21 protein-coding genes and 1 pseudogene are annotated in these 22,959 nt (G+C 70.4%); 9 read left to right on the top strand and 13 right to left on the bottom strand.

Going from position 1 to position 22,959, the window contains the following annotated elements:
* Positions 1 to 175: 175 nt before the first annotated feature.
* The 3 genes from ACH34S_RS35680 (at position 176) to ACH34S_RS35670 (ending at position 3,565) form a co-directional block, all read left to right on the top strand.
* Entirely contained in the window at positions 176 to 943 is a 768-nt protein-coding gene (locus ACH34S_RS35680; RefSeq protein ID WP_395957308.1) for a nuclease-related domain-containing protein, read from the top strand.
* A 323-nt stretch (positions 944 to 1,266) separates the two neighbouring features.
* Entirely contained in the window at positions 1,267 to 3,129 is a 1,863-nt protein-coding gene (ilvD, locus tag ACH34S_RS35675; protein WP_395957430.1) for a dihydroxy-acid dehydratase, read from the top strand.
* An 85-nt stretch (positions 3,130 to 3,214) separates the two neighbouring features.
* Positions 3,215 to 3,565 carry a DUF1330 domain-containing protein gene (locus ACH34S_RS35670; protein ID WP_395957307.1) on the top strand — a complete coding sequence of 117 codons (351 nt, stop codon included), beginning with the start codon at positions 3,215 to 3,217 and terminating at the stop codon, positions 3,563 to 3,565.
* On the opposite strand, the gene ACH34S_RS35665 is transcribed toward ACH34S_RS35670, so the two are convergent.
* Entirely contained in the window at positions 3,562 to 3,783 is a 222-nt protein-coding gene (locus ACH34S_RS35665) for a zinc ribbon domain-containing protein (protein WP_395957306.1), read from the bottom strand. The genes ACH34S_RS35670 and ACH34S_RS35665 overlap by 4 nt on opposite strands.
* A gap of 149 nt (positions 3,784 to 3,932) precedes the next feature.
* Entirely contained in the window at positions 3,933 to 4,442 is a 510-nt protein-coding gene (locus tag ACH34S_RS35660) for an HNH endonuclease (protein ID WP_395957305.1), read from the bottom strand.
* A gap of 278 nt (positions 4,443 to 4,720) precedes the next feature.
* Between ACH34S_RS35660 and ACH34S_RS35655 the strand changes: the two genes are divergently transcribed.
* Positions 4,721 to 6,823 (top strand): prolyl oligopeptidase family protein, encoded by a 2,103-nt coding sequence (locus tag ACH34S_RS35655; RefSeq protein ID WP_395957304.1) that lies wholly within the window; start codon positions 4,721 to 4,723, stop codon positions 6,821 to 6,823.
* Positions 6,820 to 7,596, top strand: a complete 777-nt coding sequence (locus tag ACH34S_RS35650; RefSeq protein ID WP_395957303.1) for a class I SAM-dependent methyltransferase — start codon at positions 6,820 to 6,822, stop codon at positions 7,594 to 7,596. Before ACH34S_RS35655 ends, ACH34S_RS35650 begins: the two co-directional genes overlap by 4 nt.
* A 92-nt stretch (positions 7,597 to 7,688) precedes the next feature.
* On the opposite strand, the gene ACH34S_RS35645 is transcribed toward ACH34S_RS35650, so the two are convergent.
* Positions 7,689 to 8,300 carry a GNAT family N-acetyltransferase gene (locus ACH34S_RS35645; protein ID WP_395957302.1) on the bottom strand — a complete coding sequence of 204 codons (612 nt, stop codon included), beginning with the start codon at positions 8,298 to 8,300 and terminating at the stop codon, positions 7,689 to 7,691.
* A gap of 6 nt (positions 8,301 to 8,306) precedes the next feature.
* Positions 8,307 to 9,953 carry an XRE family transcriptional regulator gene (locus tag ACH34S_RS35640; protein ID WP_395957301.1) on the bottom strand — a complete coding sequence of 549 codons (1,647 nt, stop codon included), beginning with the start codon at positions 9,951 to 9,953 and terminating at the stop codon, positions 8,307 to 8,309.
* Positions 9,954 to 10,327: 374 nt separating this feature from the next.
* Here ACH34S_RS35640 and ACH34S_RS35635 point away from each other — a divergent pair, with 374 nt between their 5' ends.
* The 4 genes and pseudogenes from ACH34S_RS35635 (at position 10,328) to ACH34S_RS35620 (ending at position 13,980) form a co-directional block, all read left to right on the top strand.
* The gene (locus ACH34S_RS35635) at positions 10,328 to 10,609 is read left to right on the top strand and encodes a hypothetical protein (protein ID WP_395957300.1); all 282 of its coding nucleotides are present in this window, start codon (positions 10,328 to 10,330) and stop codon (positions 10,607 to 10,609) included.
* 308 nt (positions 10,610 to 10,917) lie between these two features.
* The gene (locus ACH34S_RS35630) at positions 10,918 to 11,961 is read left to right on the top strand and encodes a mechanosensitive ion channel family protein (protein ID WP_395957299.1); all 1,044 of its coding nucleotides are present in this window, start codon (positions 10,918 to 10,920) and stop codon (positions 11,959 to 11,961) included.
* A 60-nt stretch (positions 11,962 to 12,021) separates the two neighbouring features.
* A pseudogene (locus tag ACH34S_RS35625) lies at positions 12,022 to 12,387 on the top strand (globin); the annotation flags it as partial.
* A 24-nt stretch (positions 12,388 to 12,411) separates the two neighbouring features.
* Complete coding sequence (locus ACH34S_RS35620) at positions 12,412 to 13,980, top strand: glycoside hydrolase family 13 protein (protein ID WP_395957298.1); 1,569 nt, start codon at positions 12,412 to 12,414, stop codon at positions 13,978 to 13,980.
* 96 nt (positions 13,981 to 14,076) lie between these two features.
* Here ACH34S_RS35620 and ACH34S_RS35615 read toward each other — a convergent pair whose 3' ends face one another.
* From ACH34S_RS35615 to ACH34S_RS35575, 9 genes are all read right to left on the bottom strand, one after another.
* On the bottom strand, positions 14,077 to 15,483 hold the full coding sequence (locus ACH34S_RS35615) for a S28 family serine protease (RefSeq protein WP_395957297.1): 1,407 nt from the start codon (positions 15,481 to 15,483) through the stop codon (positions 14,077 to 14,079).
* A gap of 163 nt (positions 15,484 to 15,646) precedes the next feature.
* Positions 15,647 to 15,868 (bottom strand): hypothetical protein, encoded by a 222-nt coding sequence (locus ACH34S_RS35610; RefSeq protein ID WP_131967403.1) that lies wholly within the window; start codon positions 15,866 to 15,868, stop codon positions 15,647 to 15,649.
* 143 nt (positions 15,869 to 16,011) lie between these two features.
* Positions 16,012 to 16,611: a GNAT family N-acetyltransferase gene (locus ACH34S_RS35605; protein ID WP_395957296.1), complete on the bottom strand. Its 600-nt coding sequence runs from the start codon at positions 16,609 to 16,611 to the stop codon at positions 16,012 to 16,014.
* Positions 16,608 to 17,045 (bottom strand): acyl-CoA thioesterase, encoded by a 438-nt coding sequence (locus ACH34S_RS35600; RefSeq protein WP_395957295.1) that lies wholly within the window; start codon positions 17,043 to 17,045, stop codon positions 16,608 to 16,610. Before ACH34S_RS35600 ends, ACH34S_RS35605 begins: the two co-directional genes overlap by 4 nt.
* Before the next feature lie 86 nt (positions 17,046 to 17,131).
* Complete coding sequence (locus ACH34S_RS35595; RefSeq protein WP_395957294.1) at positions 17,132 to 17,833, bottom strand: hypothetical protein; 702 nt, start codon at positions 17,831 to 17,833, stop codon at positions 17,132 to 17,134.
* Positions 17,830 to 18,378: an RNA polymerase sigma factor gene (locus ACH34S_RS35590; RefSeq protein WP_395957293.1), complete on the bottom strand. Its 549-nt coding sequence runs from the start codon at positions 18,376 to 18,378 to the stop codon at positions 17,830 to 17,832. Before ACH34S_RS35590 ends, ACH34S_RS35595 begins: the two co-directional genes overlap by 4 nt.
* Before the next feature lie 483 nt (positions 18,379 to 18,861).
* The gene (ettA, locus tag ACH34S_RS35585; protein ID WP_395957292.1) at positions 18,862 to 20,526 is read right to left on the bottom strand and encodes an energy-dependent translational throttle protein EttA; all 1,665 of its coding nucleotides are present in this window, start codon (positions 20,524 to 20,526) and stop codon (positions 18,862 to 18,864) included.
* A 372-nt stretch (positions 20,527 to 20,898) separates the two neighbouring features.
* A complete protein-coding gene (locus tag ACH34S_RS35580) occupies positions 20,899 to 22,188 on the bottom strand; it encodes a GGDEF domain-containing protein (RefSeq protein ID WP_395957291.1) in 1,290 nt (429 codons plus the stop codon).
* 285 nt (positions 22,189 to 22,473) lie between these two features.
* Positions 22,474 to 22,938: a single-stranded DNA-binding protein gene (locus ACH34S_RS35575; protein WP_395957290.1), complete on the bottom strand. Its 465-nt coding sequence runs from the start codon at positions 22,936 to 22,938 to the stop codon at positions 22,474 to 22,476.
* Positions 22,939 to 22,959: the final 21 nt, after the last annotated feature.

The following is a 22,959-nucleotide window of genomic DNA, read 5'->3' as shown; positions in this document are numbered from 1 at the left end:
TCGCCATCCCCACGGATGATTACTGTGCGCACGGAGGATCATGCCCCCGATGGGAAAGGAATACGGAGCGTCACTTATGGCGATCATGGAGCGGGGCAACACACAGGGGGCCAGGGGCCAGCCCCGGGCCCGGTCAGACGCAGCGGGGTCGAACGCAGCGGGGTCGGAAGGAACCGTGTCGGAGGAAGCGCGTGAGCACCATCACCAGTCTCCGGTGACGGAGCGTCCCGAAGAGGAGCGCACCGCCGCGGCGATGCTCGACGACCCGCGGGCGCGCCGCTGGATCCAGCGCGTCGGCGTCGCCGTCGCCGCCGGTGCCGTCGCGACGATCCTGTTCGGCTGGCGGCTCGGCCTGACCGTCGCGGTCCTGGCGGTGATCGCGGACGTCGTCCGCCGGTCCCGCAAGGACTCCACCGTCACCGCCTGGCAGAAGTCCTCGGCCGCGGAACGGCGCACCGAGAAGCAGCTCAGGGCCCTGCAACGCAACGGGTACCTGGTGCTGCACGCCCGGGCCGTGCCGCGCGACGACGACGGCGTCAGCGACGGCCGGATCGACCACCTGGTGATCGGGCCGAGCGGCGTCTACGCCATCGACTCCGAGAAGTGGGACAAGCGCCTCCCCGTGCGCACCATGTCCCACCTCAAGCTCTTCCACGGCCCCTTCAACAAGAAGGACCGCCTGGACGAGGCACGCTGGGAGGCTCAGATGGCGAGCAACATCCTCGGCGAGCGGGTCGGTTTCGAGGTGCCCGTGCAGCCCTCGGTGGCGATCTACGGGCCGTCCATCCCGTGGAAGGTCATGCGGGTCAGGGACGTCGACGTCTACGCGGGCAACCGCGCGCGGGCCTACCTGCGCCGCCGTCCGACGATCCTGACGGACGGCGACGTCCAGCGGATCTTCCAGGCGGCGGAGGAGACCCTGCCGCCGACATACCCCGACTGAGAACGGCGGGCGGCCCATACTTCCCCGGGCCGCCCCGCAAACGCTCCACGACGGGGCCTTGACCCGGTGTACGCCCCGCACACCGGTGCGAAGGCCGGACACCGGCACACGGAAGCCGGGACGCCACGTCCCGGCTTTCTTCATGCCCTCCGCCCGGTTGGTACCATCGAGGGACACCGGGCGGCCGCGTGATCTCCGCCGTCGCCGGCGGCAGCGCCGCGATCCGCCGCTGCGAGCACGAGTACAGCGACTCGCCCCCGCCGCATCACGCGCGGACCGGCGACCGCCGTCACGGCACGCCCCACGTTGGAGAGGTCACCCATATGCCACCGCTCAGGTCACGCACTGTCACCCACGGCAGGAACATGGCGGGCGCCCGCGCGCTCATGCGGGCGAGCGGCGTCGAACGAGAAGACTTCGGCAAGCCGATCGTCGCGGTGGCCAACAGCTTCACCCAGTTCGTGCCGGGCCACGTCCACCTGGACGAGGTCGGCAAGGTCGTCGCGGGCGCCGTCCGCGAGGCCGGCGGCGTGCCCCGCGAGTTCAACACGATCGCGGTGGACGACGGCATCGCCATGGGCCACGACGGCATGCTGTACTCGCTGCCGTCCCGCGAGGTGATCGCCGACGCCATCGAGTACATGGTCAACGCGCACTGCGCCGACGCCCTCGTCTGCATCTCCAACTGCGACAAGATCACTCCGGGGATGATGCTGGCGGCCCTGCGCCTGAACATCCCGACGGTCTTCGTGTCGGGCGGGCCGATGGAGGCGGGCAAGCCGGTCGAGGGCGTCATGGGCGGCAACAAGCTCGACCTGATCGACCCGATCATCGCGTCCGCCGACGCGTCGCTCTCCGAGGAGAAGCTCCTCGAAATGGAGGAGAGCGCCTGCCCGACCTGCGGGTCCTGCTCGGGCATGTTCACCGCGAACTCGATGAACTGCCTCACCGAGGCGATCGGCCTCGCCCTGCCCGGGAACGGCACCGTCCTCGCCACCCACACCGCCCGCCGCCGCCTCTACGAGGACGCGGGCCGCACCGTCGTGGACATCGCGCACCGCTACTACGACAACGACGACGAGTCCGTCCTGCCGCTGAACATCGCCACCTACGACGCGTTCGCGAACGCCATGGTCCTGGACGTTGCCATGGGCGGCTCCACGAACACGATCCTGCACCTGCTCGCCGCCGCGACCGAGGCGGGCGTCGACTTCGGCCTGTCCGACATCGACGAGCTGTCGCGCCGCGTCCCCTGCGTGTGCAAGCTGGCCCCCGCCACCGGGAAGTACCACGTCGAGGACTGCCACCGCGCCGGCGGCATCCCCGCCCTCCTCGGCGAGCTGCACCGCGGCGGGCTCCTGAACAACTCCGCCCACTCGATCCACTCCGCGTCCCTTGACGAGTTCGTCGCCAAGTGGGACGTCCGCTCCCCCGACGTCCTGCCGGAGGCCGTGGAGCTGTTCCACGCGGCGCCCGGCGGCGTCCGCAGCACGTCCGCGTTCAGCCAGAGCGCCCGCTGGGAGTCGCTCGACCTCGACCGCGAGAACGGCTGCATCCGCTCCGTCGAGCACGCCTACACCGCCGACGGCGGCCTCGCCGTCCTGCGCGGCAACATCGCCCCCGACGGCGCCATCGTCAAGACCGCCGGGGTCGACGAGGAACTGTGGACGTTCACCGGCCCCGCCGTCGTCTTCGAGTCGCAGGACCAGGCCGTCGAGGGCATCCTCGGCGGCAAGGTCAAGGCGGGCGACGTCGTCGTGATCCGCTACGAGGGCCCGAAGGGCGGCCCCGGCATGCAGGAGATGCTGTACCCGACGAGCTTCCTCAAGGGCCGCGGGCTCGGCAAGGCGTGCGCGCTGATCACCGATGGCCGTTTCTCCGGCGGCACGTCCGGCCTGTCCATCGGCCACGCCTCCCCCGAGGCGGCGGGCGGCGGCATCATCGCCCTCGTGGAGGACGGCGACCGCATCGTCATAGACATCCCGAACCGGATCTTGGAACTGGACGTCCCCTCCGACGAGCTCGACATCCGCCGCGAGAAGCTCCTCGCCGACCTCGGCGGCTACCGCCCCCGCGACCGCCACCGTCCCGTCAGCGCCGCCCTCCGCGCCTACGCCGCCATGGCGACCTCCGCCTCCACCGGCGCGGCCCGCGACGTGTCGCAGCTCGACCGCCTCAACGGCTGAGCACTACCTCCGAGGTAATCGCCTTCGTTCCCCCTGCGGGGCCAGAGTGGGTCATGCCCGACCACTCGCCCCGAAGGAGATCGCGATGACCGCCTACGCCCTGGCCCACCTCCACCCGCAGCCGACGCTCCACGACGACGTCTTCACGTACATGGAGCGCATCCAGGCCACGATGGACCCGTTCGGGGGACGCTTCCTCGTCCACGGGAGCCTCCCCGAGGTCATGGAGGGCCCGGTCGAGGGAGGCTACGTCCTGATCGGGTTCCCCGACATCGACCAGGCCCGCGCCTGGTACAAGTCGGACGCCTACCAGGCGATCCTGGCGATGCGGACCGACCACATGGAGGGCACCGCCGTCCTGCTCCACGGCGTCCCGGACGGCTACGACGCCGCCACGACCGCCGAGCACCTGCGCAACGCGCAGGCCAGGGGCTAGGAGCAGCAGCCCCCACCACAACAGCCGCCGCCCCCACCCGCGGGCTTCGGCGGAGCCGCCGCACCACGGGACGTGCCCGTAACGGCGACAGTGGACAGAAGCTTCACCGTGTCATCGTGCCCGTCCGGACACCGGGCCGGATCGGACGCGTTGATCATCGGCCGAGAGACCTCAAAGGTCGACCCGCAAGCGCGACAGCGATAGTCATAACGAGGCACGACACAAAGGATACGACCTCAGCCTCTCGAGGTCCGAACAGCTCGGACCCCAGCCGAGACCACGGGCCGGGCGGCCGGAGGCGCCCAGCGCCGGAGGTCGCACGACTCGCCTGCGTCGCGACGGGGGTTCCAGGGGGTTGCCCCCTGGGCTACGCAGCGGGTTCGGTGACGTAGGCGGCCCATTGGGGATCGCCGTCGTGGATCAGGCCGATGAGGCGCCAGTGGGCGCCGCGCGGGACGCCGGGGGTGACGCTGAGCGTCCAGCCGAGTTCCTCAAGGAGGCGGTCGGCCTTGCGGTGGTTGCAGGTCATGCAGGACGCGACGCAGTTCTCCCAGACGTGCTTGCCGCCGCGGCTGCGCGGGTGGACGTGATCGATGGTCTCGGCGCGGTGGCCGCAGTAGACGCAGCGGAAGTTGTCGCGGCGCATCAGCGCGGCGCGGGTGAGGGGGACGCGGGTGCGGAACGGGATGCGCACGTAGCGGCGGAGCCGGATGACGGAGGGGACCTCGACCGTCATCGTCGCCGAGTGGAGGACCGCGCCTGAGGTGTCGTGGTGGACGATCTCCGCCTTCTCCCGAAGCACGAGGCAGACCGCCCGCCGGAGCGGGAGCGTGGTGAGTGGTTCGTACGTCGCGTTCAGGAGGAGGACTTGTCTCATCTCAGACGCCCTCCACCGGGCTGTGTTGTCGTCTGAACGCCTCGGCGGGCGCGACTGGGCGCGCCTCGCACCGAGGCCCGATTATTGTCTCCGGTACCTGCGCACTCGCCATGAGGACCTCCCCGGGGCGAACCGACCAAAATCAGTGTGGCGCCTGAGGGAGGCCGTCCGCTACCCCAATAATCCCCCTTCAGGGGCCCGCTCGAACGCAAACACGCCCTCGCGGCGGGTCGAAGTGTACGTGACGGGCAGTCCGGAACGCTTAATACAGTGCACCCATGAGGCCGTACCCGCCTGCGCGGCGCCAGGACATCGTCGAGGAGCTTCACGGTCACCGGGTCGAGGACCCGTACCGCTGGCTCGAAGATCCCGACGCCGCCGATACCAAGGCGTGGCTCGCCGCGCAGGAAAAGCTGTTCCGCAAGGTCATGGACCCGCTGCCGGGGCGGGACGGCCTGCGGCGGCGGCTCGGCGAGCTGCTCGGCGCGGGAAGCGTCGGTTCGCCGACCTGGCGGGGCGGACGGCGGTTCTTCACACGGCGCGCGCCCGGCCAGGAGCATCCGGTGCTCTACACGGCGGATCCGGACGGTTCCGAGCGCGTCCTCATCGACCCGATCGCGCTGGACGCGGAGGGCACCACCACGCTGGACGGATGGCAGCCCGACAAGGAGGGCCGCCGCCTCGCCTACCAGCTCTCCACCGGGGGCGACGAGGAATCGCTGCTGTACGTCATGGACGTCGCGTCCGGGGAGCGCGTCGAGGGCCCGATCGACCGGGCGCGGTACACATCGATCGCGTGGCTGCCGGGCGGCGAGGCGTACTACTACACGCGGCGGCTGCCCGCGCGGGACGTCCCGGCGGGCGAGGAGCAGTACCACCGGCGCGTCTACCTGCACCGCGTCGGCACCGAGCCCGACACCGGCGACGTGCTGATCTTCGGCGACGGGATGGACAAGACCAACTACTACGGGGCCTCCGTCAGCCGGGACGGCCGCTGGCTGACGGTGTCGGCGTCGCAGGGCACCGCGCCGCGCAACGACCTGTGGATCGCCGACCTGGCCGCGTCGTCGCCCGAGGCACCGGAGCTGCGCGCCGTCCAGGAGGGCGTGGACGCCGCCACCGGCCTGCGCGTGGGACGCGACGGCCGCGCCTACGTCTTCACCGACCGCGACGCGCCCCGCTCCCGGCTGTGCGTCACCGACCCCGCCGACCCGTCCTACGCGACCTGGCGGGACCTCGTCCCGCAGGACCCGGAGGCCGTCCTCACCGACTACGCGATCCTCGATGATCTCGACCGTCCCGTGCTGCTGGCCGGGTGGACGCGGCACGCGATCAGCGAGATCACCGTCCACGACCTGGAGTCGGGGGCGCGGCTCGGCACCGTTCCCACGCCCGGCCTGGGCACGATCGGCGGGATCGTCGAGCGTCCCGAGGGCGGCCACGAGGCCTGGTTCGGCTACACCGACAACGTCACGCCGTCCTCGGTCATGCACTACGACGCCCGAACCGGCGAGACGACCCTGTGGGCATCGGCTCCCGGCACGGTCGAGGTCCCCGACATCGAGACCCGCCAGGTCACCTACACCTCCCGCGACGGGACCGAGGTGAGGATGCTGGTCGCCTCCCGCCCCGGCCTGTCCGGGCCGCGCCCGGCCGTCCTGTACGGGTACGGCGGGTTCAACATCTCGCTCACGCCGTCCTATTCGGCGAGCGTCCTCGCCTGGGTGGAGGCGGGCGGCGTGTACGCGACCGCGAACCTGCGCGGCGGGTCCGAGGAGGGCGAGGAGTGGCACCGAGCCGGGATGCGCGACCGCAAGCAGAACGTGTTCGACGACTTCCACGCCGCCGCCGAGAAGCTCATCGCGGACGGCCTGACGACCCCGTCCCAGCTGGCGATCCACGGCGGTTCCAACGGCGGGCTGCTGGTCGGCGCGGCCCTGACCCAGCGTCCCGACCTGTACCGGGCGGTGGTGTGCTCGGCGCCGCTGCTGGACATGGTCCGGTACGAGCGCTTCGGCCTGGGCGAGACCTGGAACGACGAGTACGGGCGGGCCGACGATCCCGAGGAGTTCGGCTGGCTGATCGGCTATTCGCCGTACCACCACGTCCACGCGGGCACGGCGTACCCGGCCGTCCTGTTCACGACGTTCGCCGGCGACACCCGCGTGGACCCGCTGCACGCCCGCAAGATGTGCGCCGCGCTGCAGCACACCACGGCCTCCGACTCGCCCGTCCTGCTGCGCGACGAGTCCGAGGTCGGGCACGCGGGCCGCGCGGTGAGCCGCTCGATCGTCCTGATGGCGGACACGCTCGCCTTCATGGCCGCCCAGACCGGTCTCTCCCTCCCGGACGAGTTGACGCGTGATCTAATAGCCGGGTGATCACCCCGATGGACGTCTCGGCCGGCATGGACCGTGTCCTCGACCTGCTCCGCGACCCGCCCGCCGAGCCGGACGTCTCGGCGGGCTACCTCGACCTGCTCGGGCCGTCCGCGAAGCCGCCCCCGTCGCTCGCGCAGTCGGTGATGCAGTCGACGTTCCTGCCGCAGATCTACGAGCGCGTATGGCGCCCCATCGGCTTCAACGTCGCCAAGGGCTGGCCGATCGGCCCCGACACCGCGACCGAGCACGCCACGGCCCGCGACTGGCTCGGGCTCACCGGCGAACCGGCGACCGTCCTGGACATCGCCTGCGGCCCCGGCAACGTCACCCGTGCCCTTGCCAAGGGCGTCGGACGCGGCGGCCTGGTCATCGGCCTGGACGCGTCCCAGACCATGCTCACCAGAGCCGTAGCGGACACGCCCGCGGACGACATCCGCTACGTCCGAGGCGACGCCGTCGACCTCCCCTTCACCGGCGAGACGTTCGACGCCGTCTGCTGCTTCGGTGCCCTCTACCTCTTCGACGACCCCTGGACGGCCGTGGACGGCATGACCCGCGTCCTCAAACCGGGAGGCCGCCTGGTCATCCTCACCTCCCGGCGCCCGTCCCCGCTCCCCGCCACCCGGATGGGCCGCGCCCTCCTCCGCCGCGCCACCGGCCTGACGGTCTTCGGCGACCAGGAGATCACCAGAGCCCTGACCACCCGAGGCTTCAAGTCAATCCGCCGGCACCGCTACCCCCTGATGCAACTGGTCGGCGCAACCCGCACCTGATCACCCACAAGACGGCAGGTTCACCCCGAGCCGCGGGCCTTGATCTCGCCGGGCCGCGCCTCCGGCGGGACGGGCCCGCGGCTCGGGTGTCTTCAGCGGAGGCGTTTCTCGATGTAGATGTTGACGATGCCGCCGATGGTCTCGCGGCGGGTCTCCCTCCAGCCGAACTTGGCGTAGAGCGCCAGGGCGGGGCCCTGGAGTTCGGTGGTGTCGGCGCGCAGGACGCGGTAGCCGTATTCGATGGCGCGCCGTTCGAGGGCTTGGACGATGGCGGCGCCGTAGCCGCGGCGCTGCACGGCGGGCCGGACGCGGAGCCGGACCATTTCCACGGCGTCGAGGTTCGGGGCGCCGGGGGCGTAGCCGCCGTAGGCGCGGGCCCGGCCGCCGGGGACGAGGTCGGCCCTGCGCAGGCCGCCCATGGCGACGATGCGGCCGCCGAGTTCGCCGACGAGGAACTCGCCGTCGTTGCGGAGGTAGATGTCGTCCATGCGGAAGAAGTCGTGGTCGTAGTAGACGCCGTCGCCGGGGCGCAGGCCGACCTGGGCGAGCCCTTCACGGTGCAGCGCGAGGACGGTGCCGTGGTCGGCGGCGCCGTAGCGGCGCAGCCGGAGTTCCCCGAACTCCCACACGGGGGGTTCGTCGGAGAGCCGGACGAGGGCGCGGGCCGGGTGGTCCTGCCAGGGCGTGCTGTCAGGGGTGCCCATGCCGGGTCAGACCTGCTCGGCCGGCGGGACGGACGGGCGTCCCTGTGTGGGGCTCGTCACCCAGGGGCCGGCGAGGGCCTCGTTGAAGTCCTTCAGCCCCGGGATCTCGCCGTGCTTGGCGTTGACGGCCACGCCGATCTGGCGGGCGCGGTGCACGAGGATGTCGGACCGGTGGTCGGGCGGCAGGTCGAGGATGGCCTCCTGCCCGGCCGCGAGCGCGGCGTCCGGGAGGCCGGCGTGGAATTTGCACATCGCCCGGTCGAGGCGCACGAGGGTGAGGTCGACGCGGTCGGTCGGCGAGTACAGGGTCAGGGCGTGGCTGAGCACCTCGTCGCCGTGCTTGTGGTCGCCGAGGCTGGTGAAGGTGTCGCCCTCGTAGAAGGCCATCTGCCGGTCGGTGAAGCCGTAGACGAGGTCGCTGGTGTCGGCCTTGGACAGCTGGTCGAACACCGATCGGCCGCGGACGAGGGCGCGCCGGGCGCTCGGGGCGGCGTCGCCGCGGCCGCGCATCGCGAGCATGCCGAGCGCGCGGGCCTCAACGGCGGGCGCCATGGCGGCGGCGACGCCGGGCGTGCGGCCGGCGAGGTCCTGCGCCTTGCGGGCGAGGTGCAGCGCCTCGCGGGGGTCGCCGTAGTACATCGGGACGAGCGACTCCCGGACGGTCACCCAGGCGCGCAACTGCCGGTCGCCGGTCTCGTCGGCGGCGGTGCGGGCGGTGCGGAAGAACGAGCGGGCCAGCCGGTGGTCACCGAGGTTGATCATGATCAGGCCGGACAGCCCGGACAGCTGCGCCGCGATCCGGCAGAGCCGTTCCTGCAGCTCGACGGGCTGGCGCTTGTCGCACATCCGCCGGACCTCGCTGAAGTCCAGCAGGACGTCGCAGAGCATCCGCAAGGACGGGGTGGCCTGGTACTGCTGGCCGTAGCCGTAGGTGGTCTCTTCCCACTGGTCGAGCATCGTCGGCGAGACGGTCGCGCCGACGAGCGTGTCGTCCATCTTGCGGCGCAGGTTGTCTACCGCTCCAAGGAACTGACCGTCGAGCGCCACGCCCGCTCCGGCCAGAAGTTGCAGAAGGGTCCTACGAAGCACGATGTCCTCCTCTCCCACATCAATGGTCAGGGGGCCGTCAGCGCGGTTGTGGCCCCGAAGGTCGTTGAGTGTTGTCCAGGGCCGCTCTTCGGCCCTGGAGACGATCGCCCCGACCAGCGGGCCGGGGCCTGATGCCGCGTGCCGCTCCGCCGGCCGCGGTTTCGGGACGCTCACGGCGCCCGGGCGGACGGCGTGACCGCGTCCGCAGATACAGGGACTCTGGTAGTCGAGTGCGTCGGGCTCCACCCGGTAGACGGCGCACAGGTAGTGGAGGTATTCGGGGCCGGGCCTCTTGTAGCCGCTCTCGTAGGCGGACAGGAGCGTCTCCCCGAGCTTGGGGGGCGGTTTGCCGTCCACCTCGTAGAGGGCCCGTACCTGCGCCACGATGTCGGACAGCGCGACGCCGTGCGCCAGCCGGTGCGCCTTGACGCGGCTGGTGCCGAACAGCGGCCCGCACTGCTCGTGGATCTCCTGCGCGATCTCGACCGGACCGCGTCCTCGGGCCAGGGCGTGGGCGCGGATCCGGCGAGCCACGTCCGTCTCTTTCCGAGGGGGTTCCGACATCGACTCCGGCCTCCTCACCGTCGGGCCGGGACGCCGTCCCTCCGGGGGAGGGCGGTCGTCCCCGCCACGGCGACCGGTCGCTGGTTATGGCCACGACAGATAATCTCTCGCGCACGCAGCGTAACCCTCGTCACATGGCCCGCCAAGCGATTCCGGCGAAGAAGGGGCGGTCCGGAGGCGTCCCGCCCCCCACGGGTAGAGATTCTTCCTCCGGAGGGGTGTGGACTTCCTCTGAGGTGGGGTAATCCGGTACTCCGCCGGACGCGCGGTCACTTGACCAACCCCGTGAGAGTTGCAATTCTCGCCGCGAGTGATCGAACGGATTCACAGAGTTGATCAGTTGACCGGTACTCGCCGACGGAGGGGGTGCGAAGGTGGTCAGCGACAGACGCGTCGGCTACCTGGAGGCGCTGGAGCAGGCACTCGACACGCAGGGCCTGGTCGCCCGCGTCGTCAGGACCCGCTCGGGGCCGGCGTTCCTGCGCGTCGTGAACCCCGAGGCCGCGAGCCTCGCGGAGGACGTCACGTGCGCACCGGCCCCCGAGACCAAGGACCACTACTTCTGGTGGTCGTGGGGCGAGCGCATGCACCGCGTCGACGACGTGGGCGGCGCCGCGATGAAGCTGGCCCACGTCCTGCAGCCGCTCCGCCGCTGACCCCCGCCTTCCCAGACCTTCTGGGGAGGCGCCCCGGACTCCCGAGGAACATGGGCGCCGCCTGATCGGCGGCGTCCCCCGAGACCGGGCGTGTCCCGCGGGGCCGTGACCGGAAACGGCGCGGCGGCCACGGACCTCGCGGGACACGCTCGCCGGAGCCAGCCCTCCCCGGCCGGGCCGTAACACCTGCCTGACCTCGCGGACTTCGGGATGAACCGGTCGGACACGTCCCCTACGATCGGCTCCGAGCCCGCCGCGATCACGGCGCGGTGTCCAGGCACCACAATGGCCGGGGAGGGTCTGCCTTCATGTCACTTCTCGCCGCCGAGATCCTCACCGCCAGGTCTCTCGCCGCCGAGCCTCTCGCCGCCCCCGCGTTCCTGCCGTGGGCGCGGGAAGGGACCCCCGAGACCGCCTGCGGGGATCCGACGCCCAGCACCTCGTGCCGGCTCGTCTGGAACGTCTCGCACAACACCAGGTTCACGGAGTTCTTCTCGACCTGGCTCGACGGCCCCATCACCACCCTCTTCTGGATCATCGTCACGTTCGTGATCGCGCTGATCCTGAAGACCATCGCGCACCGCATGATCACCAGGGTGACGCTGCGGATGGCCGAGGGCACGATGACCGAGCGGGCCAGGGAGCGGTCCCGGACGGTCTTCGAGGGCAGCCCCGCCCTGCTCAACAAGCGGCGGGCCCAGCGCGCCCAGACGCTCGGCTCGGTGCTGCGGTCCGTCGCGTCCGTGCTGATCATGGGGACGGCCGCGTTCAGCATCCTCGGCTCGCTCGGCCTGAACCTGGCACCGATCCTGGCCAGCGCGAGCGTCATCGGCGTCGCGGTCGGCTTCGGCGCGCAGAACATCGTCAAGGACCTCCTCGCCGGGCTGTTCATGCTGCTGGAGGACCAGTACGGCGTCGGCGACTTCATCGACGTGGGCACCGCCAAGGGCACGGTCGAGGCCGTCACGCTGCGGGTCACCCGGATGCGGGACGTCGACGGCATCGTCTGGTACGTCCCGAACGGCGAGATCAAGAAGGTCGGCAACGAGTCGCAGAACTGGGGCCGGGCCGTCCTGGACATCCCGGTCGACATCAACGAGGACACCGAGAAGGTCAAGGCGATCCTGCAGTCCACCGCCGACGAGATGGCCGCGGACGAGCGGTGGAAGAACATCGTCCTGGAGGCGCCGGCGGTGTGGGGCGTGCAGGCGCTCGCCGGCGACGCCCTCGTCATCCGCGTCGTGCTGAAGACGGCGCCGGGCAGGCAGGGCGACATCGCCCGCGAGCTGCGCGAACGCGTCAAGCGCTCGTTCGACCAGGCGGGCGTGACGGTCGCCACCCCGGCGCCCTAGTGGATCATGGTGAGCGGCGGGGCGGCTCTCGCATAGGGTGGAGGCGCTATGGCTGAACAGGTGACCTTCTACGAGGCGGTCGGCGGCGAGGAGACCTTCCACCGGCTGGTCCACCGCTTCTATCAGGGCGTCGCGGGCGACCCCGACCTTCGCGACCTCTACCCCGAGGAGGACCTCGGGCCCGCCGAGGAGCGGCTGCGGCTGTTCCTGATCCAGTACTGGGGCGGCCCGACCACCTACAGTCAGCAGCGCGGGCATCCGAGGCTCCGGATGCGGCACGTGCCGTTCGTCATCGGGTCGGCCGAGCGGGACGCCTGGCTGCGCCACATGCGCGACGCGGTCGACGAGCTGGAGCTCCCCGAGCACCTGGAGAAGCAGCTCTGGGACTACTTCACGATGGCCGCGCAGAGCATGGTGAACGCCCCGACATAGGCGGGTAGATCGCCTTGTATGACGCGAATCCCGTGGTGGCGCGACGCCGTCGTGTACGAGGTCTACGTCCGCAGCTTCGCCGACTCCGACGGGAACGGTGACGGCGACCTCCAGGGGATCCGGTCCCGGCTCGGCCACCTGCGCGACCTCGGCGTCGACGCGCTGTGGCTGACCCCGTTCTACACCTCGCCGCTCGCGGACGGCGGCTACGACGTCGCCGACTACCGCGACGTCGACCCGCGGTTCGGTACCCTCGCCGACTTCGACGCCCTGGTGCGGGACGCGCACGCGCACGGGCTCCGGCTGATCGTCGACATCGTCCCGAACCACTCGTCCGACCGGCATCCCTGGTTCCGGGAGGCGCTCGCCGCACCGCCGGAGTCGCCTGCGCGCGACCGGTACATTTTCCGGTCGGGGAGGCCAGGCGAACATCCCGGCGAGGAGGGGCCGCCGACCGACTGGCCGTCCGCGTTCGGCGGCCCGGCCTGGACGCGGGTGGACGACGGCGAGTGGTACCTGCACCTGTACGCGCGCGAGCAGCCCGACTTCAACTGGCACCACCCCGACGTGCGGCGGGAGTTCGAGGAGATCCTGCGCTTCTGGCTCGACCGGGGCGTGGACGGCTTCCGCATCGACGTGGCGGCCGGCCTGTTCAAGGACCAGTCCTTCCCCGACCTGAACGGACGCCGCCGCCGCGTCGTCAACGGCCCCATGTACGGCCGTCCGGAAGTCCACGACGTGTACCGGAGGTGGCGGCAGATCCTGGACGAGTACGACGACCGCATGGCCATAGGCGAGGTGTGGACGAGCAGCCCCGAAGACCTCGCGCTCTATCTGCGTCCAGACGAGCTTCACCAGGTGTTCCAGTTCGACCTGCAACTCGCCCCATGGTCGGCCCCCGCGTTCCGTGACGTGGTGACGGCCGCGATCAAGGCCGTTGCCCCAACCGGAGCCGCGCCGACGTGGGTGCTGTCCAGCCACGACTCTGTACGCCACATCACGCGGTACGAGCAGCCGGAGAGCGTCCCTGGCATCGGACAGGCGAGGGCCAAGGCGGCACTGCTGATGCTCTTGGCGCTCCCAGGGTCGGCGTATCTGTACCAGGGCGAGGAGCTGGGCCTGCCGGAGGTGACCGACCTCCCTGACGAGGCGAGGCAGGACCCGATGTGGAAGCGCACGAACGGGCAGCGGGTAGGGCGTGATGGCTGCCGCGTCCCGCTCCCCTGGTCCGGTACTGCGGAGCCCTACGGTTTCTCGCCCGACGGCGTCGGGCCCTGGCTGCCGATGCCGGGGCGGTGGGCGGCGATGACCGTCGAGGCGCAGTCGTCGGACCCGTCCTCCATGCTGGCGTTCTACCGCGAGGCGCTGGCCCTGCGCCGCCGCCTGCGCGACGGCCTGCCCGAGGACATGGAGTGGCTCGACTCCCCCGACACGGCCGTGCTCTTCCGGCGCGGCCCGCTCACCTGCGCGCTCAACTGCGGCGAGGACCCGCTGCCCCTCCCGCCGGGCCGCCCGCTCCTGACCAGCATCCCCCTGGACGGCGACCAACTGCCCGGCAACGCCGCCGTCTGGCTCACCACCGCCTGAGAGCAGGATGCGGTGTGCCGGCCGCGTCAGGGGTCAACACACGGCCGGCACACCGCAGGTTCCGCTACAGCGGAGGTCCCTACAGGGGGGCGTTCGCTACAGCGGCGGGCGCTGGAGCTGGAGCGGGTCGTCCGCGGCCGGTCCGGTCGTGAGCGTCCGCACATCGGACTCGACGCCCGCCCAGCGCTTCACGAAGGCGATCGACTTGGCCTTCTCCTCGGGGGACAGCTTGTCGATGAGGCGCGCGCTGTGGTTCAGGCCCTGCGCGGTGAACACGGCCGAGTCGCGGCTGCCGTAGCCGAGGCGGAACGGCTCGGAGCCCCACGGGTCGGTCGAGCCGTACAGGAACAGCATGTGGTTCGCGTTCCGCTTCACCCAGCCGTCGATGTCGCGCATGGCGCGGCCGTTGTCGAAGCGCATCCGGATGTCGCTCGGGACGTAGGTGCGCGGCTGGTAGCTGCTCTCGTACCGCAGCAGCGGGCGCAGGTGCTTGAACTTCGGCGTGGGCCAGCCGAGCTCGGTGCCCGCCTGGTAGTAGTACGGGACGTACGGGGCGAGGCCCTGGTCGGTGTAGAACGAGAGACCCGCGATGCCGTCCAGCGACTTGTAGAGGTCGTCGTCGGAGGCGTCCAGCGCCGGCAGGCTCGGGCAGTCGGACTGCAGGCTGTACTGCCAGAACGCCCACTCGTAGTCCATCACCGAGTTCTCGAACGCGCGGTCCATCGTGCGCAGGATCTCGAACGTCCAGCCGCCCGCGTCGGCGGCGGCCTTGAAGCGCTCGAGCATGGCGGGCCGGCGCTTGAGGAACTCGCGCGCGAGGCTCTTCACGTGAGCGCGGCACTTGGGGTCGTTGCCGACGTTCTTGAAGAACTCGTCGTAGGCCCGGTCGTCGTTGTTGTTCACATCGTTAGGGGCCACGTAGACGACGCTGCCGTCGACGTCGTTCGGGTAGAAGCGCTTGTGGTAGACGGCGGTCATGCCGCCCTTGCTGGCACCCGTCGAAATCCACTTGGTGCCGTAAATCTTCTTCAGCTCACGGATCAGCCGGTGCTCGTCGGTGGCGGCCTGCCAGATGTTGTCCTTCGTCCAGTCCGTGGGTTCGGGACGGGACGGGGTGAAGTAACGGTACTCAAGCGAGATCTGGTTGCCGTCGACCAGCGCGGTCGGCTCGGCGGTGAACATCACCTCCGGCGTGTTGTAACCGCTGGTGTAGAGCACCATGGGCCGGTCCGTCGACTTGTGCTGCAGCATGATGCGCTGCTCAAACCACTGCCCCTTGGGGTTGCGGTGGTCGACCGGCTGCTTGTACTCAAGCCAGAACCAGCGGTAGCCGGGCAACGTCGACGTCTTCTCCGTCACCTGCATGCCGGGAATCGCCTTGAGCCGGTCAAGGATGTCGCCGGCCTGGGCCGTACCCGCCTGGGCGGTGTCCGCCCGGTCCGTGACCGCCTGCGCCGTGGTGGCGCCGGCTCCGGTCACTCCCGCGGCGAGCAGCAGTGCCATCGCTCCTCGTGAGACGCGCCGCATTTGTGCCCCTTCCACGTGGGATCTCCACATTCGCGTCGCGACACTAGAGCGAGAACTGGGTCGAAAACGGATTGCTGCCGTGCTTGTTATCTATCCGTGACGGCTCGGTTGTCACCGGCCCAGTCCGGGACGACAACGGTCAGATGGCACCACCGGTGAGGAAGTGGGCGACCAGCCAGCCGAGGCCGAGCACGAGGGCCAGCCGGCGCAGCTGCCAGCCGAGCGGCTTGCCGCGGATGGCGAAGACGTTCCAGACGAGCTCGGAGAGCGTGTCGCCGGGCTGCCGGTTGAACACGGCGGGCAGCTCGATGGCGAAGAACATCAGGATCCAGAAGATCCATGCAGCGAGATAGGGGGACATAGGACGCTTTCTCTGGGGAGGACGAACTCCTTCTTTCCGGTAATACCCGGTAAGAATGATCCCTAGACGGCGTCCGGCAGGAGGGTATGAGGGCAGGAAGGTGTGCGCGCGGCAGGGCGCCAAGTGGAGGGCGGGTGAGGGCGCTAGGCGGTGGGCGGGGTGAGGGCGATGCCGTCGTCCCAGGGGGCGAGGCGCTCGAAGAAGCGCTCGTCATGCCAGCGGCCGTCGACGTGGATGTGCCGCCGGGCCGTCCCCACGGCCGTGAAGCCGTTCCGCTCCAGCACGCGCTGGGACGCATGGTTGTCGACCCTCGTGAACGCCTCGACGCGGTGCAGCCCTAGGCCGTCGAACGCCACGTCCAGCGCCTGCCTGACCGCCTCGGTCGCGACACCGTGCCCGGCGTGCGCGCGCGCCACCCAGTACCCGACGAAGCAGGTCTGCAGTGGGCCGCGCAGGACGTTGTTGAGGGTGATCCGCCCGGCGACCTCACCGTCCAGGAGGATGACGCCCGGCCACATGTCCCCCGTCGCGTACGCCTCGATCAGGCCGTACAGGTTGTCGCGCTGCCCCTCGACGGTGAAGTAGGAGTCGTCGCGGGCGGGCTCCCAGGGACGCAGGTAGTCGCGGTTCGCCGTGTAGAGGGCGGCGAGCGCCTCCGCGTCCGCCATCTGCACGACGCGGAGCCGCACCCCCGGCTGGAGGCGCTGGTTCAGCGGGGCCGCGGGGCCGGCGAGGGCGGTCATGTCGTGGGCGCCGTGTAGCGTCCGATGAACTCCCGCTCCTCCGGCGTGAAGCGGCGCAGCCGGTTCGTCTCCTTGTCGAACGCGACGAGGGTCGAGGTGGCCTCGGCGTACACGTTCTCGTCGTCGCGCACCTCGTAGGCCAGCGTGAACGAGGCGGCGCGGGCCTCGGTCACCCACGTCTCCACCCGGATCGGGTACACGGTCGGCAGCAGCGGCAGCCGGTAGTCGATCTCGTGCCGCGAGATCACCATGCCGCGCACCGGCTTCTCCCCCTTGCGGACCGGGTCGCCGTGGAACATCTCCAGCCGCGCGTCCTCCAGGTAGCCGAGGAACTTGACGTTGTTCACATGGCCCTGGGAGTCGATGTCGCCGAACCGGACGTGGAACTCGTAGACGTGCCGGTACTCGGCCGCGGGGAGGTCGGTCTGCTGCATGTCCTCGCCTGGGGTGCGGGGGGCGTGTCCGGCTCGATGTTACCGCCAGCCATTTCCCGCCCCTGGCCACTCCCCCAGGACGCCCCTCACAGGGCGGACGTCTCATAGGGGTCGGAGATCGCGCCGGTCGGGGTCGCGGAGGCGGCCGCGCGGACGAGGTCGACGAAGTCCTCCAGGCACGACATGCACTGCGCCGCGTGCCGGCTGAGCTCGTGGATCTCCTCGTCGCTGAGCACGCCGTTCGCCGGTGCGAAGTCGCGGACGTGCGCGCAGCGGTCCGCGACGGGCTCGTCCTCGGGACGCGCCGTGCCCGGATGCGGCAGCTGCTGCCGGTGCGTGAACGCGGCGAGCATCTCGTCGATCCGGTCGGCGGCCTCCGGGTAGCCCGCCGCGTAGGCCTCCGCGTACGCCCGCGCGGCCTCGGTGATCAGGTGCAGCTCCTCACGATGGGCGCTGTAGGGACCGCTCGCCGCACACTGCTCGGCGAGCAGGTCGAGCATCCGGCCGAGGCGGAGCGCGGCGTCCGCGTGGTCGCTGCGGGCCGCGACCCGGTACCAGCGGGCCGCCTCGGCCAGGTCGCCGTCCACCTCGTGGCGGCGTCCCAGCTCGTAGGCGCCCCGGTCCAGCTCCAGGGAGTCGACGAACGCCGCGTGCCGCGCGCTGGCGATGTCGTCGTACTGCCGCCGCCGGAACTCCTCCTGCAGCCGCACGAGGTTGACCGCGAACTCGTCCTCGGGCATCCGGACGATGGCGGACGCGGCGGCGGCCAGCATGCCGTCCAGGTTCATGCCCGGCCCTCCTTCTCGACCGCCGGCTCGCGGAGCAGCTCCTCCAGCCGCCTGCGCGCCCGGTGCACGTGGGTCTTCGCCGAACCCTCGCTCATGTCGAGGATCCGGGCGACCTCCGGCAGCGGGAACTCCAGCAGGCAGTGCAGCGCGACGGCCTCCCGCTGGCGGCGCGGCAGGCTCCGCACGGCGGCCATGAGGTCGAGGCGGCCGTCGGTCCCGCGCTCCGCGGCGCTCGGCAGCCCGCCCTCCCCGCGCGTGATGATCTCGTCCAGGGACGTGCACTGCTCGCGCGCCTTCGCCTGCCAGCGCCGCAGCATGGTCGTCGCGACCCGGAACAGCCAGGCGCCCGGCTTGTCGTAGGTGACGAGCTCGTCCCACCGGCGCTGCGCGGCGAGCAGGCTCTCCTGCGCGATGTCCTCGACCCAGCGGCCGTCGGACGTCTGCGCGCGCAGGTAGCCGGTGATGCGCGGCATCCAGTAACGGTAGAACGCGGGGAACGACGACAGCGTCTCGCGGGCCTCCCGGTCCGCCCGGTCCGCGTTCACCACACCGCTCCGGAGCCGGTGGACGTGACCACCACGGCGACCTCCCACGACGGCGACTCGAACACGGGGACTCCTCGGGGTATCCGCACGATGCTGAGAGCGACTTCCGCCCCAGCAGTGTTACGCATATAACTGCCGCCAGAGGTCACAAACGTTGACATCTGTCGAAAATAACCTCACCACCTGCGCCGATATCGGAGCGTGATCGGCACACCAATGACCGCCAGGTCATTTCGGACGGGACCCCCCGTCCTTCCGACCTGGGCTGATACATGCTGTCAGCGCCGCAACAGAATTGGAAATCCGCGCACCACCGTACGGCGACGAACAGAATTCGATACGGTGCCCGGCCCCGGGAAATGATCATCCTGCCGCCTCGGCAAAAGCACGGCGGCGGCGAACACAAGGGCATGGACGGTCGGCGCACGCAGGTCACCCCCAAGGCCAGTGGGTAGGGCCCTGGGGGTGCTGAGCGGCAGCGGATCAGTCGCGGGTGAGCTTGCGGTGGGTGACGCGGTGCGGGCGGGCCGCGTCGGCCCCCAGACGCTCGATCTTGTTTTTCTCGTAGTCGGCGAAGTTGCCCTCGAACCAGAACCAGTTCGAACCCTCTTCCCACGCGAGGATGTGCGTGGCGATGCGGTCCAGGAACCACCGGTCGTGCGAGGTGATGACGGCGCAGCCGGGGAACTCCAGGAGGGCGTTCTCCAGGCTGGACAGGGTCTCGGTGTCGAGGTCGTTGGTCGGCTCGTCCAGCAGGAGGACGTTGCCGCCCAGCTTGAGCGTCAGCGCCAGGTTCAGGCGGTTGCGCTCCCCACCGGACAGGACGCCCGCCGGCTTCTGCTGGTCGGGCCCCTTGAAGCCGAACGCCGCGACATAGGCGCGGGACGGCATCTCGACCTGGCCGACGTTGATGTGGTCGAGACCGTCCGAGACGACCTGCCACACCGTCTTCTTGGGGTCGATGCCGCCGCGTCCCTGGTCGACGTAGGACACCTTGACGGTATCGCCGAGCCGCAGCTCGCCGCCGTCCGGCTGCTCCTCACCGACGATCATGCGGAACAGCGTGGTCTTGCCGACGCCGTTCGGGCCGATGACGCCGACGATCCCGTTCGGCGGCAGGTTGAACGACAGGTCGTCCATGAGGATCCGGTCGTCGAAGCCCTTCGTCAGCTTGTCCGCGACGATGACCGTGTTGCCCAGCCGGGGGCCCGGCGGGATCTGGATCTCCTCGAAGTCGAGCTTGCGGGTCTTGGCGGCCTCGGCGGCCATCTCCTCGTACCGCTCCAGGCGGGCCTTGCTCTTCGTCTGCCGCGCCTTCGGGTTCGACCGGACCCACTCCAGCTCATCCTGGAGGCGCTTCTTGCGCTTGGCGTCCTTGTTGCCCTCGACCTTCAGCCGCTCGGCCTTCTTCTCCAGGTAGACGGAGTAGTTGCCCTCGTAGGGGTAGCAACGGCCCCGGTCGAGCTCCAGGATCCACGTGGCGACGTTGTCGAGGAAGTACCGGTCGTGGGTGACGGCCAGGACGGTGCCCTCGTACTTGGCGAGGAACTGCTCCAGCCACTGGACGCTCTCGGCGTCGAGGTGGTTGGTGGGCTCGTCCAGCAGCAGCAGGTCAGGGGCTTCGAGGAGGAGCTTGCACAGCGCGACCCGGCGGCGCTCACCCCCCGACAGCTTCGACACCTCGGCGTCGCCGGGCGGGCAGCGCAGCGCGTCCATCGCCTGCTCGAGCTGGCTGTCGAGATCCCACGCGTTGCGGTGATCGAGCTGCTCCTGGAGCTTGCCCATCTCCGTCATCAGCTCGTCGGAGTAGTCCGTCGCCATCTTCTCGGCGATCTCGTTGAACCGGTCGACCATCGCCTTGGTCTCGGCGACGCCCTCCTGCACGTTCCCGAGGACGGTCTTCTCCTCGTTCAGCGGCGGCTCCTGCTGGAGCATCCCGACGGTGAACCCCGGCATGAGGCGCGCGTCCCCGTTGGACGGCTGTTCCAGACCGGCCATCATGCGCAGCAGCGTCGACTTACCGGTGCCGTTCGGTCCCAGGACACCGATCTTCGCGCCCGGAAGGAAGTGCAGGGTGACGTCGTCGAGGACGACCTTGTCGCCATGTGCCTTGCGCACACGCTGCATCGTGTAGATGTACTCGGCCATTCCTCAAGCCTAGAGGGTCCGAGTAGGTGTTCCTTGCAGTGTTCGTTGCAGTGCTCTCCTCCTTCGGGCCTTGGCGGCCCTCCATCGTCGATCACTGCGTGCGATCGCTGCATCGCTCCGTCTCGCCTGGCGGCTCGCTGCGCGATCAGGTTCTCGCTTAGCTCGAACCTGCCTTCGGACGCGATCGCGACGGCTGGGGTTGTTGCGTGGTTGCGGAGGGGGCTGGTGTCAGTGCGGACGGCTCCAACAGCGTTGCGCGGGCCCGCAGGGTTTGTGAGGCGGCGGGTAAGGCCAGGGCCGGGACGGCGGCGGAGCGCTTGTGGGGTGCTTGCCGTATGCGGGGTTGCTGGGGTGCTGGTGAGGGGGTTGTGGTCAGGCGGCGGGGGCGCCGGGGCCTTCTAGGGCTGGGAGGCAGACTCGGTCTCGGCCGGAGGACTTCGCTCGGTACAGGGCCAGGTCGGCGGCGGCCAGGAGGTCCAGGAGGTCTTCGCCGTGGGTGCGGAACAGGGCTACGCCCACGGACACGGTGACCGTCACCGTTCCTTCTTCGGCGGGGACGGCCAGGCGGCGGACGCGGCCGCGGAGGCGTTCGGCGACGCGGCATGCCTCGACGGTGTCGGCGCCGGGTAGCAGGACCACGAATTCTTCGCCGCCGAAGCGGCCCACGACGTCGTAGTCGCGTAGCTGGTGGCAGAGCGTGCTGGCCACTCCTACCAGCACCTGGTCGCCCATCAGGTGGCCGTGGGTGTCGTTGACGCGTTTGAAGTGGTCGATGTCGATCAGGAGGAGGGCCACGGCGTCGTGGGTGCGTTGGGCGCGGGACAGTTCGGTGTCGGCTTCTCGTTGCCATGCGGCGGCGTTCAGGAGGCCGGTCTTGGCGTCTGTGCGGGCTGCCGCTTGGAGTTGCTGGTGCATGAGGCTGCGCTGCAGGAGGACGACGGGTGGGAGCGCCAGGATTAGCAGGCCCAGCGACAGGGCGCTCGTGATCGCCACGAGCATGCCGACGCAGAGCTCCACCACGTCCAGGAGGAGGCTCTCGCGGGTCCACAGGACGTCGCGCCAGCGGCTCTCGGGGTTGGCGGCGTGCGCCGCGACCGCGACGATCGCCGTGTTCACGACGGTGAACAGCGCCGCGCAGCCCACGGCCGCCGGGATGCCCGGGTAGGCGTCGACGAGCCATTGGGGGGCGCCGTCCAGCGGTTCGGGGACCACCAGGTGGAAGACCACGGAGGCGCATGCTCCGGCGATTCCGTGCGCCGCGGCGACCAGTGCGCGCCGGTAGACCAGCGTCCGGCGGACCCGGAATTGCAGCAGCGCCTGTAGTGGTATCGGGATCAGCAGGACGTAGACGGGTGGCAGCAACAGTGCGACTGGCAGCCACCAGGCCGATAGGAGGTCTCGGGCGACGCCTGCCGGCATGCCCAGGCGCCGGGTCGCCTCGATGCACACCGCGCCGCACGCCAGGAGGGCGGCGAAGGTCGTCAGGTCGCCGGCCCGGAGCGGTGTGGCGGCCAGGCACGCGGCGGCCAGCCCAAGATGGACGGCCACGACCACCGGCACATAAACCACGAGCAGGGACGGACGCCCCAGTAGCGCCCGGCGCCTAGGCCTGCGGGGCAGTTCCCCGCCACGGTCCTCGGCGGACGACTGCACTGCCGTCATCCTTCCCCCTTACGCGCATCACGTTGTGTAACACGATAGTTGCAACGTGTGCGGAAGGGGCGTGAAACAGGTACGTTCGGGAACGCACGTGCGGGTGACCGTCGGATCACCACGCATCAGGGCCCGCGGATTCGCGGCCCCAAGCACATCCTGAGGGGGATACCACCATGCGCGGCGTTTCCTGGATCTGACCAGGCCGCGGAACCCGAGGGTGCGGGGGCGCCGACCGACGGCGGCTGCATCTGTAGGTCACGCCCCCGCTCCCCGACCCCGGACGTGACGTCGTCAGGCGGCCTTGGGTTCCGCCTCGTCGGCTGGGGTGCTCAGGGCCCATTCGTCGGCGGCGTCGCGGGCCAGCTGGAGGTCTTCCTCGTTGAGCGGGCCGCCGCGCTGGATGGGACGGAAGTCGGCCGTGCCACGGACCAGGTCGGGGCCGAGCGTGGTCGCCTCGACCTCGGCGGAGAAGCGCCAATGGCCGTCGCGCTCGTACTGCCGGATGCGCAGGCGGCCCGTGACCAGTACCGGGGTACCGCGCGGGAACTCGGACGCGTTGACGTTGTCGGCCAGGTTCCGCCAGCAGTTGACCGTCAGGAACAGGGTCTCGATGTCCTGCCATTGGCCGGTCTGCCGGTCGTAGCGGCGGGGCGTGCAGCCGACCCTGAGCGACAGGAACGGCGTGCCGTTGGCCGTGACGGCGTAGCGGGGTTCCGCCGCGACAAAGCCGGTGATCGTGATGTGCGCCTCGTTCATCGTGGTCCTCCGTCGGCTCGC

It is taken from the genome of Actinomadura sp. 3N508 (assembly GCF_044326375.1).
Classification (GTDB): domain Bacteria; phylum Actinomycetota; class Actinomycetes; order Streptosporangiales; family Streptosporangiaceae; genus Spirillospora.
Note: the sequence above shows the minus strand (reverse complement) of the source record. Positions and strands in the feature narration are given on the sequence as shown.